The sequence below is a fragment of the Azospirillum sp. CT11-132 genome, from assembly GCF_047302835.1.
Lineage (GTDB): Bacteria > Pseudomonadota > Alphaproteobacteria > Azospirillales > Azospirillaceae > Azospirillum.
In genome coordinates this window covers 518,732-533,346 of the sequence record NZ_JBGLZA010000003.1, presented here as the reverse complement: position 1 = coordinate 533,346, position 14,615 = coordinate 518,732, and the positions used below count along the sequence as shown (strand labels likewise).

The 14,615-nt window shown below is 67.9% G+C and carries 10 protein-coding genes and 1 pseudogene; 2 read left to right on the top strand and 9 right to left on the bottom strand.

From position 1 onward, the window contains the following. Nucleotide 1: 1 nt before the first annotated feature. From ACCD06_RS08290 to ACCD06_RS08250, 9 genes are all read right to left on the bottom strand, one after another. Nucleotides 2-439 carry a response regulator gene (locus ACCD06_RS08290; protein WP_085089060.1) on the bottom strand — a complete coding sequence of 146 codons (438 nt, stop codon included), beginning with the start codon at nucleotides 437-439 and terminating at the stop codon, nucleotides 2-4. Next, entirely contained in the window at nucleotides 439-2,100 is a 1,662-nt protein-coding gene (locus ACCD06_RS08285) for a sensor histidine kinase (protein ID WP_109074513.1), read from the bottom strand. The genes ACCD06_RS08290 and ACCD06_RS08285 overlap by 1 nt, the downstream gene beginning before the upstream one ends. Beyond that, nucleotides 2,097-4,574 (bottom strand): PAS domain S-box protein, encoded by a 2,478-nt coding sequence (locus ACCD06_RS08280; protein ID WP_413339992.1) that lies wholly within the window; start codon nucleotides 4,572-4,574, stop codon nucleotides 2,097-2,099. Before ACCD06_RS08280 ends, ACCD06_RS08285 begins: the two co-directional genes overlap by 4 nt. 211 nt (nucleotides 4,575-4,785) lie before the next feature. Further along, nucleotides 4,786-7,269: a methyl-accepting chemotaxis protein gene (locus ACCD06_RS08275; RefSeq protein ID WP_413339990.1), complete on the bottom strand. Its 2,484-nt coding sequence runs from the start codon at nucleotides 7,267-7,269 to the stop codon at nucleotides 4,786-4,788. Between the two features lie 499 nt (nucleotides 7,270-7,768). Further along, entirely contained in the window at nucleotides 7,769-9,109 is a 1,341-nt protein-coding gene (gene accC, locus ACCD06_RS08270; protein ID WP_109074516.1) for an acetyl-CoA carboxylase biotin carboxylase subunit, read from the bottom strand. 19 nt (nucleotides 9,110-9,128) lie between these two features. Next, the gene (locus tag ACCD06_RS08265; RefSeq protein WP_109074517.1) at nucleotides 9,129-9,578 is read right to left on the bottom strand and encodes an acetyl-CoA carboxylase biotin carboxyl carrier protein; all 450 of its coding nucleotides are present in this window, start codon (nucleotides 9,576-9,578) and stop codon (nucleotides 9,129-9,131) included. A gap of 22 nt (nucleotides 9,579-9,600) precedes the next feature. After that, a complete protein-coding gene (gene aroQ, locus ACCD06_RS08260) occupies nucleotides 9,601-10,050 on the bottom strand; it encodes a type II 3-dehydroquinate dehydratase (RefSeq protein WP_014247329.1) in 450 nt (149 codons plus the stop codon). A gap of 153 nt (nucleotides 10,051-10,203) precedes the next feature. Then, the gene (locus ACCD06_RS08255; RefSeq protein WP_413339987.1) at nucleotides 10,204-11,067 is read right to left on the bottom strand and encodes a substrate-binding periplasmic protein; all 864 of its coding nucleotides are present in this window, start codon (nucleotides 11,065-11,067) and stop codon (nucleotides 10,204-10,206) included. A gap of 107 nt (nucleotides 11,068-11,174) precedes the next feature. After that, nucleotides 11,175-12,647, bottom strand: a complete 1,473-nt coding sequence (locus tag ACCD06_RS08250; protein ID WP_413339985.1) for a dynamin family protein — start codon at nucleotides 12,645-12,647, stop codon at nucleotides 11,175-11,177. Between the two features lie 149 nt (nucleotides 12,648-12,796). Between ACCD06_RS08250 and ACCD06_RS08245 the strand changes: the two genes are divergently transcribed. Then, nucleotides 12,797-13,516 carry a hypothetical protein gene (locus ACCD06_RS08245; RefSeq protein ID WP_413339983.1) on the top strand — a complete coding sequence of 240 codons (720 nt, stop codon included), beginning with the start codon at nucleotides 12,797-12,799 and terminating at the stop codon, nucleotides 13,514-13,516. Between the two features lie 541 nt (nucleotides 13,517-14,057). Then, a pseudogene (locus tag ACCD06_RS08240) lies at nucleotides 14,058-14,310 on the top strand (helix-turn-helix domain-containing protein); the annotation flags it as partial. Nucleotides 14,311-14,615 lie beyond the last annotated feature (305 nt).

Sequence of the window (14,615 nt, the reverse complement as noted above, 5' to 3'; positions counted from 1 at the left end):
CTCACCGTGGCAGCCGGACGACACGGAACCAGTATTCCTCGATGCTCTTCACCGCATCGAAGAAGGCGTCCATGTCCATCGGCTTGGTGATGAAGCTGTTGGCGCCCAGCAGATAGCTGGCGTTCACGTCGCGGTCGACGTCGGATGTGGTGAGGATCACCACCGGAATGGTCTTCAGTTCGTCGTCCGCCTTCAATTCCTGCAGCACCTCGCGGCCGTCCATCCGCGGCATGTTGAGGTCGAGCAGGATCAGGTCCGGGCGGGCGGCGCCGGCGAAGGAGCCCTGGCGGCGCAGATACTCCATCGCCTCCACCCCGTCGCGGACATGGCCGACGTTGCACAGGATGCGCCCGTCGCGCAAAGCGCGCTTGGCGAGGCCGGCGTCGGCCGGATCGTCCTCGACCAGCAGGATCTCGAAGGGGGTGGTCAGGTCCTGCATCACGGGAATCCTCGGAAGGCGGGGGTGGGCAGATGGATGGAAAAGACGCTGCCGATGCCGGGGCTGGAAACGACGGTGATGCGGCCGCCCAGCCGCTCCACCATCTTGCGGGCGATGGCCAGCCCCATGCCGGTGCCGGGATGCTCGTCCCGCGAATGCAGGCGCCGGAACACCTCGAAGATCTGGTCGCGGTAGCGCGGGTCGATGCCGATGCCGTTGTCGCGCACGTCGATCACGTCATGGCCATTGACCCGCCGGTGGGAGACGTGAACCTCCGCCGGGCGGTCGGGATGGCGGTATTCGATGGCGTTGCCGATCAGCACGATGAAGATCTCGCGCAGGCGCCGCTCGTCGCCCTGCACCTCCGGCAGGTCCGCCGCCGTCACGGTGGCCCCCGCTTCGGCGATGCGCCGCTTCAGCGCGCTCAGCGCGGCCCTCAGCGCGTCGCCCGCCGGCACGACGACGCCGCCCAGCGGCACCCGGTCCTCCGCCAGGAACAGCTGGACGTCGCGCAGCAGCATCTTCAGCCGTCCGGCGCCCTCGACGATCTCGCGGATGAAGCCCTCGCTCTCGTCGTCCAGCTTGCCCTTCTGCTGCTTCTCCAGAAGCTGGGCATAGCTGGCGATGGCGCGCAGCGGCTCCTGCAGGTCATGGGCGGCGGCATAGGCGAATTGCTCCAGCTCGTTCTTGGCGCGGCCAAGCTCGGCGGTGCGCAGGTCGACCTGCCTTTCCAGCGAATAGCGGCGGCTGACCGCCATGAAGGTGATCGCCTCGGTCAGCAGGGCCAGCAGCAGGAAGGCGGCCTGGAACCCGCGGAAGGCCGGGTCGGCATGGGCAAGCCCCTCCCAACTGCTGCGCGGAGCCAGCGCCAGATCCCACTGGCCTTCCGGCAGGTTGATCCGCTCGACCAGCGGGTCGTTCCTCATCACCAGGGCGTCGCCGGCCACCCGCTGCCCGGAGTCGGTCACCAGGGCGAAGGTCAGATGCGGCGGCACCCGGTCGAACCGCACCTCCTTCAGGATGGCGTCGACATCGAACACCAGTCCGACCGCGCCCCAGGGCTTGACCGGCCCTCCCTTATCCAGCCCATAGACGATCTGGCGGGCGATCAGCCCCCGCCCGCCCTGCAGCAGGTCGACCGGGCCGTGGATGGTCACGTCACGGCTGATGATGGCGCGCTGCACCGTCTCCGCGAAGCCGGGACGGGAATCCTTCAGCAGGTCGTTGCCCAGGACCTTCTCGTTGCCCTCGACCGGATAGACGATGCGGACGACGAAATCCGGGGCGGCGGAAATGTTGCGCACCCCCACCACCGAGCGCCGCAGGCTCTCCGCATAGCGCGGGAACTGGTCGGCGAGGTTGCCGGCGCCGGATGCCACCTCGACGAAGGCGGTCAGGCCGCGGACCAGGGCGAGACGCTCGTTCAGCGCGCTGGACAGGGTGCTGGCCAGCGAGGAGGCGGTCAGCCCTGCGCTGGCGCGGTATTCGGCCACCAGGACGCGGACATAGACGTCGCCCATCCAGAGATAGCTCAGCACCAGCACCAGCGTCACCGCGGCCTGGAGGGCGGCGAGCTTCCAGATGCGCCGTGCGTCGGACAGCAGCCGGCGCAGAAGCACCGGAAGCGGCCGGCGCAGGGCGGGCGATGGCTGCATCGTCATTGCGGACTCGGGAGGGCCGGCAGGACCATGCGGAACAGGCTGCCGCAAGGGCGCCCGTCCTCGCCACGCAGATCGTCCGCCCCCTCGCCGGGAAGGTCCCAAGGAAGGTCGGCGACCCACAGCCGGCCGCCGTGATGCTCGACGATCTTCTTGCAGACCGCCAGTCCGACGCCGGTGCCCTCATACTCGTCGCGGCGGTGCAGCCGCTGGAAGATGCCGAAGACACGCTCGCGGTCCTCGGCGGCGATGCCGATGCCGTTGTCGCGGATGTCGATCCGCCAGACGGCGACGCCATCCTGCCGGTCCGCCGCCACGGCGACGCGCACGATGGGCGAACGGCCGGGCTCGCGGTACTTCACCGCGTTGCCGATCAGGTTCTGGAACAGCCGCATCAGCTCGTTGTCGTCGCCGGCCACCGTCGGGGTCATACCAACGCCGGCCATCTCGACGGTCACCGTGGCGCCGGCGTCCTGGACCGCCACCTCCAGGTTCAGCAGCGCGAGACGCAGCGGCTCCTCCAGCGGCACCGGCCGGAAGGGCTTGGCCTTGCGCCCGACCCGCGAATATTCCAGCAGGTCGACGATCAGCCGGTCCATGCGCTGGGCGCCGTCGCGGGCGAAGTCGATGCACTCCCGCGCCTCCTCGTCCAGCGACGTGCCCAAGCCCCGCTCCAGCAGGGTCAGATAGCTGGTGATGACGCGCAAGGGCTGGCGCAGGTCGTGCGAGGCGACGTAGGCGAAGGCCTCCAGCTCGGCGTTGGAGCGTTCAAGCTCGCGCGTCTTGCGGCGAAGGGCGTCGGCGGCCAGGCAGCGTTCGGTGATGTCGTGGATCAGCGACATCAGCATGGTGCGGCCATGCACGACGATGTTGCTGATATAGACCTCGACATCGCGAACCTCGCCGGAGGCCAGCCGGTGACGGAACTGGAAATGCCGCTGTCCGGCGCTGCCCGCGTGATGCAGGTCCCGCTCGACCTCGGTGCGCGGGGCGGCATTGATGTCCTGGATATGCATGCTGCGCAGCCGGTCGAGCGGATAGCCGTAGAACTCCGCCGCCGCCGGGTTGGCGTCGACGATCCGCCCATCCGCCGGGTCGACCAGCAGCTTCACCGCGCAGCTGGCGACGAAAATCTGCTCGAACAGCTGCTGCCGTTCCAGCAGGGCCTGTTCGGCATGCTTGCGCTCGCTGATGTCCATCACCGCGCCGACGATCCCGGCCGGCTTGCCGCCGGTCCGGCAATAGACCGCCTTGGAGAACAGCACATCGCGCAGCGTCCCGTCGGCGCAGCGCAACTGCGTCTCGTAGCTCTGCGGCTTCTGGTCGGCCAGCAGGGCCTTGTCCACCGCCTCGTCGGCCTCGGCGATGTGCGGCGGGGCGAGATCGAAGACGGTGCGGCCGAACAGCGCCTGCCGGTCGATGCCCATCCAGCGTTCGAACGCGCTGTTGGCGTCGACGTAATGGCCCATCACGTCCTGCACGAAGATCGGCACCGGCACCGTGTCCAGCAGCACGCGCTGGAAGCCGGCGCGGTCGTTCAGCGCCTGTTCGGCGCGCCAGCGGACGGTCACGTCCTCCACCACCCAGACATAGCCGCGCTCGGGATCGCCCGCCTTCACCGACCGGCCGATCAGACGGCAACGGATGCCGGCGCCGTCGGCGCGGCGCATCGCCACCTCCTCGTCGAACTGGCCGCCGGCCTCCATCCGGGGATAGGCGCGCCGGCCCACCTCCTCGAACACCCCGTCGTCGCCGTAGATGACGCGGGCGCTGCAGCCGACGATGTCCTCCAGCCGGTGCTGGAAGGTGGCGGCCACCGATTTGTTGACGCGGCGGATCACCCGGTCGCGGTCGACCAGCAGGACGCCCACCGGCGCGTTGTCGAGAATGGCGTCCAGCTGCAGCCGGCTTTCGGCCAGTTCCTCCTCGATGCGTTTGCGGGCGGTGATGTCGACATGGGTGCCGATCATGCGGGACGGACGGCGCTCCGCATCCCAGCTCATCACCCGGCCGCGGTCGAGTATCCAGAGCCACGCCCCCGACTTGGCGCGGACCCGGTGTTCGCATTCATAGACCGGGCGCTCGCCCGACAGATGCGCCGCCAGGGCCGCCTCGACCAGCGGCAGGTCATCGGGATGCACGCGGGAGCGCCAGAATTCGACATGCGGCGGCACCTCGCCCGGCGTGAAGCCCAGCATCGTCTGCCATCGCGGGCTGTACCACACCGCGCCGCTGGCCATGTCCCAATCCCACAGCCCGTCACCGGCGGCGTCGGTCGCCTGATACAGCCGCGGAACCGCCGCCGCCTGCCGGCCGCGCCGCCAGCGCAGGCGGGTGCGGGGCGTCCGTCCGGTCCCCGGCGCGGCGTTCGACGGCGTGGCGTTCGGGGGGCCGGCAACGGTCTGGAGGAGTCCCGAACGCGAAGCGTCCTGCTCGGGACACTCCATCAGGGGGGACAAGGCTGTGGTGTTGACCATGGATGCGGCCGGCCCTCGATTCCGTGCAAGCGGCGGGACGCGTGAACGAGCACAGGATCCCGGCGACAAGCCCAATAATACTCCTTCACTCCCTAAGGACTCCCTTGCGAAATTGTCACAGGGGAGCATTCCTCAACCTAGGGAATGGAGAAGACACACAAAGTTCCGCGTCGACCACTGTTGGTAAGGCGCTGGATACTGCCGGAACTGTTCAGGCCGCCACGTCGACCGGCGAACGATCCTTCGTGGCGATCTCGACGGCCCGGACGAAGTCGCGCGACATCGTCTCGCCATCGAAGGCGAGATGGATGCGGTTATGCTCCACCGCCTTGACCGCGACCGTCGTCTCGGCGCCGTAGCGGTCCAAGCGCAGCTTGCCGGTGGCGCCCGCCAGGGAACCGCCGTCGGTCGCCGTCACCGGGTCGATCATCGCGCCGCCGATGGACAGGTTGCGCACGGTCACCGCCAGTCGATCGCCGCCGATCAGCAGCGTCCCCGTCTCCTCCACCTGATAGCGCGGCTTGCGCCGGCGGTCGGCATCGCCGGTGGAGGTGCGGACGATGCGGACCAGCACCATGCGCAGGCTCTCGATGGAGCGGGCGACGTCGCCGGAGCCGTGCTTGACCTGGGTGGCCTGCTCGCCGGTGCGGTCGGCCTCCTCCGACACCGCGGCGATGCGGTGCGACACCTCCTGCGCCGCAGTGGAGGTCTCCACCACGTTGCGGCTGATCTCCTGGGTGGCGGCCGACTGCTCCTCCATCGCCGCGGCGATCGAACCGGCGATGTGGTCGATCTCGGCGATGGTCTGGCCGATCTCCTCCACCGCCTGCACCGCCTGATCGGTCACCGACTGGATGGCGGTGATCTGGCGCGTGATCTCCTCGGTCGAGGAGGCGGTCTGGTTGGCGAGGTTCTTCACCTCCTGCGCCACGACGGCGAAGCCCTTGCCGGCCTCCCCCGCCCGCGCCGCCTCGATGGTGGCGTTGAGCGCCAGAAGATTGGTCTGGCCGGCGATCGACTGGATCAGGTTCACCACCTCGCCCACCTTCGCCACCGTCTCCGACAGGGAGCGGATGGTGGCCTGGGTGTGGTGGCCGCTTTCCACCGCACGGCGGGTCACCGCGCTGGAATGGGCGATCTGCGAGGAAATCTCGCGGATCGAGGCGGCCAGCTGCTCGCTGGCGGCGGCGACGGTCTGGGCGTTGGCCAGCGCCTGGCCCGCAGCTGACGCCACAGTCTGGGCGTTGATGCTGACCCGCTCGGCCGACCCGGACATGCCTTCGGCGTCGTTGGCCATGGCGCCGGTGCGCTGGGCCACCTCCTCCACCGCACGGCCGGCCTCGCGCTCCACGGTGGAGGCCATGGACTCCAGCGCGCGGCGCCGCTCCTCGTCGGCGTGGCGGGCGCGTTCGACGCGCTCCTGCACGGCGTAGCACAGCCGGGCCTTCAACCCGCGCAGCTGCCCGGCGATGGGATGGAACTCGACCGCCGCCGGCAGGTCGATGATGTGGGTCTGGTCGTTGCGGGCGATGGCGTCGAAATCGGCCGAGAAATCGGCAAGCGGCCGCCGCACGGTGCGCAGCAGCATGAAGCCGCAGAGCACCGCCGCCACCAGCACCGCCAGCCCGGCGGCCACCGCGAAGACCAGATGCCAGCGGAAATCCTCCAGCGCCCCCTCATATTCGCCACGGGCAACGGTCAGCTGCAGCTGCAGCAGGTCCTTGTTGGTCTGGAAGGCGGCCTGGAACAGCGGATAGATGCGGTCGCGGACCATCACCTCCAGCCGCAGCGAATCGCCCTGGCGCGCCAGCTCCACCGCCGGCTTCAATCCTTCGTTCAGGAACGCGGCGCGCTGCCTGGCGAAACGCTCCGCCAGTTCCTTCTCCTCAGGCGTCAGATGGGTGGTGAGAAAGTCCGCCCACAGCCGGTCGATGGTTGCGGCATTGCCGGAGATGCGTTGCTCCCGGCCGGCGATCACCTTGGAGTCGGTGCCGTCGCGGGTATCGATGATGAGCTGCTGCAGCGTCTGCACATTGTCGCGCATATGGTCCAGGATCTGGCCGATCTGCACGGCGGGAACCGTCCGGTCCTCATACACCGTCTTCAGCGAGGCGTTGCTGTCGGACATGCCGCGCAGCGTGACGCCGCCCACCACCAGCATCGACAGGACCATGAAGGCGAAGATCAGGGTCAGCCGCCCGGTGATGCTGGCCACCCAGCGCCGCAGCGCCGCAGCGCCGCCCCGCGCCACCGCCTGGCCCTCGCGCACCGACAGATGGCCCGCCCGTCCTTCGCGAATGTCGGCGTAGAGCCGTTCCGTCGCCGCCACCTGCTCGCGCGACGGCTTGGTGCGGATGGAGATGAAGCCGGTCACCGTCCCGTCCTCCACCACCGGGGTGACGTTGGCGCGGACCCAGTAGAAATCGCCGGTCTTGGTCCGGTTCTTCACCAGCCCTTCCCACGGCCGGCCGCCCTTGATCGTCGCCCACAGGTCGGCGAAGGCCTCCTTCGGCATGTGGGGATGGCGGATCAGGTTGTGCGGTGCCCCGATCAGCTCGTCCTCGGCATAGCCGCTGATGTCGACGAAGGCCTTGTTGACGAAGGTTATGCGGCCGCCCGTGTCGGTTCTCGACACCAGCAGCACGCCGTCTTCCATCTCGATTTCGCGGTCGGTGATCGGTTCATTGAGACGCATGGACGGAACCTCGTCGGGCAGGGGGCAGGTTCGGCGGCGCAAGGGATGCGCAGCCAGGATGCGGACCAGGGGAACACACCATCGCCGGAAAAAAGCGATGGTTCGGCACAGCTAACGGAATGGAGTTTCGTCTACCCTGGGTAGGCACCGCCCCGCACTGATGCAGATCAAGTCAGCAAGAGGTGTGCCATGCTCGCGCGGTTGGCCGAAAAGCGGACTTCCGGGAAAACCCCTATGGACGGCAACGCCGGGGGGACGGGGGATTGCAGCCGCCCGGCGGCGGTCATATGCATTCAGCGTCGCAGTTTGCGAGAAAAAGCGCAGGCGAGCCGCCGGATTGCCAGATTGCAAAAGACCAGATGGTCACCGGAGAATAAAGCCGGCTTTATCAGCGAAACGTTATAAAAGAAAAGCCCCTCTCTCGACTTGAGGGAGGGGCTTTCAACACTGCGACAGTTCGCCGCAGCATTTGCGGGTATGTACTATAGACGCGGCGCGGTCAGGACTTCGCCATCAGCTGTTCCAGCCAATGGATGTCGTAATTGCCGTCGATGAAGGCCTGCTGGGCGATGATGCGGTCATGCAGCGGCAGCGTCGTCTGGATGCCGCCGATCACATACTCTTCGATGGAGCGGCGCAGGCGCATCAGGCACTCGTTGCGGGTGGTGCCGTGGACGACCAGCTTGGCGATCAGGCTGTCGTAATGCGACGGCACGCGGTAGCCGTCATAGAGAGCCGAATCGACGCGCACGCCCAGGCCGCCCGGCGCGTGATAGCCGTCGATCTTGCCCGGCGACGGGATGAAGGTCTCCGGGTTCTCGGCATTCACCCGGCATTCGATGGCGTGGCCTTCGAAGCGGATATCCGACTGGCCGTAGCCCAGCGGCGCGCCGGCGGCGACGCGGATCTGCTCGCGCACCAGATCGATGCCGGTGATCATCTCGGTGATGGTGTGTTCGACCTGCAGGCGGGTGTTCATTTCGATGAAATAGAACTGCCCGTCCTCGTACAGGAACTCCATCGTGCCGACGCCGCGATAGCCGATGGCCGCCGCCGTCTTCGCCGCCAGATCGCCGATGAAGGCACGCTGTTCGGCGTTCAGCGCCGGGCTCGGCGCCTCCTCGATCACCTTCTGGTGCCGGCGCTGGACCGAGCAGTCGCGCTCGCCGAAATGCACGCAGGTGCCGTGGGTGTCGCCCAGGAGCTGGATCTCGATGTGCCGCGGATGGCCGAGATACTTCTCCAGATAGACCTCGTCGTTGCCGAAGGCGGCGCGCGCCTCGCCACGGGCCAGCTGATAGGCTTCCTTCAGCTGGTCGGGGTTGCGGGCGACCTTCATGCCCTTGCCGCCGCCGCCCGCCGCCGCCTTGATCAGCACCGGATAGCCGGTCTCGTGGGCGATCTTCTCCGCATCTTCCAGCGACGTCACCGGACCGTCGGAGCCGGGCACCACCGGCAGCCCCTGCTCCATCACCGTCTTCTTGGCGGTGACCTTGTCGCCCATGATCCGGATATGCTCCGGCGTCGGGCCGATGAAGGTGAAGCCGTGCTCCTCCACCATCTCCGCGAACTGGGCGTTTTCCGACAGGAAGCCGATGCCGGGGTGGATGGCGTCGACATTGGTGATCGACGCCGCCGACAGGATGGCCGGAATGTTGAGGTAGCTGTCGCGCGCGGACGCCGGGCCGATGCACACGCTTTCGTCGGCGAGGCGGACGTGCATGGCGTCGGCGTCGGCGGTGGAATGCACCGCCACGGTCTGGATCCCCATCTCGCGGCAGGCGCGGTGGATGCGCAGAGCGATCTCACCACGGTTCGCGATCAGGACCTTTTCGAACATCGCCAAGGGAATGCCCCGCTTACTCGATGATGAGGAGAACTTCGCCGAACTCGACCGGCTGGGCGTCGGACACCAGCACCTCGGCGACGGTGCCGCCGCGCGGGGCCTTGATCGGGTTCATGACCTTCATCGCCTCGATGATCATGATGGTCTGGCCGGCCTTGACCACGTCGCCCGGACGGACGAAGGGCGTGCCGCCCGGCTCGGCCGCCAGATAGGCGGTGCCGACCATCGGCGAGGTCACCGCGCCCGGATGGTTCACCGGCTTGCCCGCCGGAGCCGCCGCGGCGACGACCGGGGCGGCCGCCAGGACCGGGGCTGCCTGGACGGCGACCGTCTGGGCGGCGGTCGGGCGGGTGACGCGGATGCGCTTTTCGCCCTCGGCGAACTCGATCTCGCTCAAGCCCGTCTCACGCAGGAGGTCCGCCAGCTTGCGGACCAGATCGCCGTCGATGTCGAAGCTCGCCATGATGTCAGTCGTTCCCGTTTCCTTAATCGCGGTCGATGATGTTCGCGATGGCGTCCAGCGCCAGAAGATACCCGTGCGGCCCGAACCCGCAGATCATCCCCCTCGCCACCGGCGAGATGTAGGAGTGATGGCGGACCGGCTCGCGCTTGAAGATGTTCGACAGATGGACCTCGATCACCGGCAGCTCCGACAGGATCAGGCTGTCCATGATCGCGACCGAGGTGTGAGTGTAGGCGCCGGCGTTGATGACGATGCCGTCATTCTCCGTGCGCGCCTGCTGGATCCACGAGACCAGTTCGCCTTCGTGGTTGGACTGCCGGAAATCCACGGTCAGACCCAGCTGATCGGCACGCTCGTGGCAGGCGGCCTCCAGGTCGTCCAGGGTCATCGACCCGTAGATTTGCGGCTCCCGCACGCCCAGCATGTTGAGGTTCGGCCCGTTGAGGACCAGAATCGACGCGTCGATGGCCACGGCCCGCGCCCCTTTTCCATGATCGAAACCGCGCGTTTATAGCACGAAGCACCGTCCTGTCCATGGCGACGGGGGCCTATGGCGCGGAAAAGCGCGGCATCGGACCGGAAAATCGCCCCGGTCTCCGCAAAGACCGCGCAAAACCGAGGGAAATCAGGGAAGAGGCTGAACCGTGTGGGCGGCCAGCAGCCGAAGGTAAACCCCCTGCTGTTTCAGCGTCTTCAGCCCGTCGTTGAAGGCGGCGACCATCGCTTCGGCCCCCGGCGTGGCCCGCCCCACCACCAGATGCAGGGTCACCACGGCGAAGGGCCGCTCCGATACCCGGATTTCTTCGGCCAGACCGGCACGGACGATCGCCGCGGCGGCGCTGTATTCGTCGATCACCAGGGCGTCGGCGCGGCCGGTCGCCACCATGCGCATGCAGGCGCCGAGGTCCGACGGCGTGTGCCGGGTCAGCCGCCCCAATTGCACCAGCTCTTCCAGCTCGGCCGGCAGGGCGTAGCCGGCCGGCTGGCAGACCGTCCGCCCGCGGAAGTCCGTCACGCCGCCGGAGTCGCCGCCGGGCTTGCCGCCGGCGCCACCGTCATGGAACTCCATCGCCGACCGCTTCGACAGATAGACGAACTGCCGCACCTCGATCACCGGGTCGGAGAACAGCACCTCGCGCTCCCGTTCGGGCGTGCGGACATAGGGGAAGGTCGCGAGGAAACGGCCCAGGACCACGCCGTCATAGCCCCGCTTCCACGGCATGAAGCGCACATCGTAGCGGCGCCCGCCGACCGCGAAGGCCTGGCGGACCAGCTCCGTCACCAGACCGCCGCCCGGCAGATCCTCGCCGGTGTAGGGGGCGTAGTCATTGCCGGTCACCAGATCCAGGCCGGTGTAGGGCGCCGGCACCGGGCCGGATTGCGTCTCCAGCGCCGACGGCCGAGCCGGCGCCGCGCACAGAAACAGCCCGGCCATGACGGCGCCCAGCGCCGCCCGTCTCACCCCGCCTGCCGAATCCCGCAAGTCCACTGGTCGTCCACCGGTGAGTCCCGCGCCGCCGTCCGGCGGGCGAGCGCAGATCTAACGACCCATCCGTTGCGCTGTAAAGGGTGGCCGAGGTCCTATGCGGCCCGCGGTCATTCCGCCGCGGCGGCCGGGCCGGGCGCGGCTTCCCGGGCGCGGCGGCCGGCCGGGTCGGTGTAGAGGTCGTTGACGCGCTGGACATGCACCGCCGTCGCCTCGCGGATGGCGAAGATCGCCCGGCGGGCCCGCCCGCCCCAGCCGGCCGGCTGCTTGGCGAAGATCGAACGGAAGAAGCGCGTGTTCTTCAGGAAGGCCGCCCGCAGGTCCAGGTCGACGTCGCCGAAGCGGTCGCTCAGGGACGCGGCGATGCGGCGGGCGAAGAACTGGCGGATCTTGAAGTGCCCGGCCAGGAACAGCCCGCCCAGCAGCACAGCGGTGCCGATCAGGTGCAGCGGCAGCCCGCCGTCGGCATTTTCGAACAGCCAGCCCAGGAAAACGCCGAAGCCGCCGCCCACCGTCTGGACCACCGTTCCCAGCAGCGCCAGCAGCAGGACGCCCCAGACCGCGTCGCCGGTCAGCACGCGGCGGCGCCACGTCGCCATCGCCTCGCGCAGCTTGGGCAGCACCTCGCCTTCCAGCTCCTTGGTCAGGCTGTCGATCGAACCGATGATGCGGTAGGCGCGGGCGACCTCCACCTCGTTGATGCGGGTGTGGATCTCGGCGAGGTCGTGGTCGCGGCGCGCCTCGTAGCGGGCGCGGCGGCCGTCATCCTCGATGTCGACGGCAGAGCGCTGGTCGTAGATGGCGTAGAAGCGGCCCGACACCAGACCGGCCTGGGCGATGGCGCGCTGCCAGGCGCCGAACACCGCCTCCAGATTGTCCTCCTTGGCCGTGGTGTCGACCTGATTGAGGATGTAGCAGACCTTGCGGGCATCGGCGCGGTTGACCGTCTTGGCGACCAGATGTCGCAGCGTGTCCTGCATGGCGCCCGGTTCTGGATGGCGGGCGTCGAAGAACACCAGCACGAGGTCCGACAGCTCGACGATATGGTCCACCAGCCGCAGGACCGAGCGGCGCTGGTCGTCGGCGTCGAAGCCCGGCGAATCGATGAATATCTTTCCCTTGGTCCGCGGGCCGGCCAGCGTCTTCAGCTGAAGGTAGTTGTCGATCCGCTTGCCCTCGCCGGCCGCCACCTTCTCGATCTCGTCGGCGATGCGGTAGAAGGGAAAGCGCGGATCGGCGTTCAACGCGGTGCCGGGCAGCGCCTCCTTGCGGGTCTCCGGCCCGTGGCAGATCACTGTGAATTTGTCGTCGACCGCCTGGTTGCCGGTGTTCTGCAGCACCTCGCCCAGATAGCCGTTGAGGAAGGTCGACTTGCCGGCCGAGAAGGTGCCGAGCACCGCGACCATCGGCCACCAGGGAATGCGGGTGGTCAGCGATTCATGGCGGTCGATCAGCCCAAGCCCGGCCAGGATGCGGTCGAAGGCGCGGAAGGTCGGAAGGACCGGCAGCAGGTTGGGGTTTTCCGCGCGCAGATGGGCATCCAAGGCCGCAAGGCGCTGCTGAAGGGCTTGCCGGGGGGTCATGGGCGGGCGAATTCCACTGTTGCACGGGCCGGGAAGACGGGCCGGAGAGAGGACGGCGGCCCGAACAAGGACGGCCTTTCTCTAGCACGGGCGGGACCGGCACCGGACATGAAATCTCCCTCATCATCCATGCGGAGACTCCGGCCGGGGTGTCCGACCGGGCGCGGGAACATGGCGGGCGGCCGTTGCGTTCCTTCGCGATGGACGACACCGACGGCAACCGCGACAGCCCCTCCACCTCCGTGCCCGCCGGGTTGGAGCAGGAGCATCGGCTGACCGCGGAGGAACTGGCATTCCTGCTGCGCGACCCGATGCTGCAGGCGCGCGAGGCGGAGCGCGCCGCCCGCTCCAACCGCAGCCGCACCGAACGCCGTGCCGCCGACCCGGCCTATGCCGAGCGGCTGCGCGCCGGCGACCGCGAGCGCCAGCGGCGACGGCGGCGGCGCGACTCCATCGGCCGTCCCGAACCGCCGGAGCAGCCGGCCACCGCCCTGCCCGACCTGACCCAGGCGCAGGCGGCGGAGCGGCTGGCCGACCACCTGAACCGCTGCGCCTCCGCCCAGGCGGCGCAGCTGCGCGCGCGGCCCGACCGCATCCGCCTCTATGCCGAGGCCTTCGTCGCCTACCGCACCCTGTCGGCCGACGGTGTCCGCCCGACACGCGGCGCGCTGGCCGCCCTGCTGAAGTCCCGCTTCGGCCGCAGCGTCACTCCGTCGCAGGTTCAGAAGCTGCGCGACCATGTGGAGGGGTTTGCCGCCGCCGGTGGCCCGTGGGCGGTACCGCCCGCTTCCAGGTCCGCTGCTGCCCGGACGGCGATTGGGGGCAAGGCCGATACGGATGGTCACGCTCCACGGCCCTCGCGGCCCTGATTCCGCCCTGTCGGATGCCGATCGGTGCCGCGCAAATATAGTTAATTATGTATTAACGATGGTCCGGCCAACGATGCCGGCCCGTGGCGGCCGGCCGCCGGTGCGTGATGCCGTGTATCGGCCTGTCGAACAGAAGTTATTCTGCAATCGTCCGAATATTTACCACAACCAGAAGCTTTCTGATCACCATTTGTGGCGGTAAAAACCCTATCCGGTCACGATCGTCGAATTCCTGTAAACAAAAAGCTATCGACCCAACCATTGGGCGAACCGGAAAATTCCGGCATTTCCGCAAAAGGGTTGAATGCAGGGATCGGACAAGCCCTTCTGGCAATTGATCCTCATCGCCTGCGAAATAATACAAAGCTGTAACACGACAACTCTCGCGAATGCTGCGGCACCATCGATGCCTATCGGAATATGGCGACCGTGTACCAATATTCAAAAGTTTTCTCTTGAACATCCCCAAGGAATGTGTGAACAATCTTTTCATTCTCGCAAAGAGAGGCTGCGAAAGACTGGGCATCGGAGACCAATGGACATGAGTGAACCGACGGCGCGCAAAAGAGGACGACGCGGATCGCCGGAATCCTGGTCCGTGGACGCCCATGTCGGGCAGCGCGTGCGGATGCGCCGGACCCTTCTGGGAATGAGCCAGGAAAAACTTGGCGAGGCGATCGGCCTGACCTTTCAGCAGGTTCAGAAATACGAACGCGGCTCCAACCGCATATCGGCCGGAACCCTGTACCGTCTTGGACAGGTGCTGGATGTTCCGGTGAGCTTTTTCTTCGACACCTACAACGATGCCGGCGGCCTGCGCCGCTCCCGCGGCGGCTTTCAGGAGTCGGACGACGACGACACCCAGATCAGCCGGCGCGAGGCGCGGCTTCTGCGCCTGTGGCGCGCCGCCCCCTCCCATGTGTCGGACGAGATGCTGTCGCTGCTCTCCGCCCTGTCACCGGAAATCAAGGAGCCGCCGGAAGGCCCCGACGAGGGCGAGGACGGCGATCCCGACTCCTCGACGTCCCAGGACCCGATGCAGTCATCCAATGGCGGCAGCAGCCTGGCGGGCAGCGAAATCGTCGCCGCGGCCCCGGAG

Excerpts from the sequence above, each read along its gene's own strand:
- ACCD06_RS08250 (WP_413339985.1), bottom strand. The coding sequence starts at position 12,647 with ATGACCCCCCGGCAAGCCCTTCAGCAGCGCCTTGCGGCCTTGGATGCC.
- ACCD06_RS08275 (WP_413339990.1), bottom strand. The coding sequence starts at position 7,269 with ATGCGTCTCAATGAACCGATCACCGACCGCGAAATCGAGATGGAAGAC.
- ACCD06_RS08285 (WP_109074513.1), bottom strand. The coding sequence starts at position 2,100 with ATGACGATGCAGCCATCGCCCGCCCTGCGCCGGCCGCTTCCGGTGCTT.
- accC (WP_109074516.1), bottom strand. The coding sequence starts at position 9,109 with ATGTTCGAAAAGGTCCTGATCGCGAACCGTGGTGAGATCGCTCTGCGC.
- ACCD06_RS08265 (WP_109074517.1), bottom strand. The coding sequence starts at position 9,578 with ATGGCGAGCTTCGACATCGACGGCGATCTGGTCCGCAAGCTGGCGGAC.
- ACCD06_RS08280 (WP_413339992.1), bottom strand. The coding sequence starts at position 4,574 with ATGGTCAACACCACAGCCTTGTCCCCCCTGATGGAGTGTCCCGAGCAG.
- ACCD06_RS08290 (WP_085089060.1), bottom strand. The coding sequence starts at position 439 with ATGCAGGACCTGACCACCCCCTTCGAGATCCTGCTGGTCGAGGACGAT.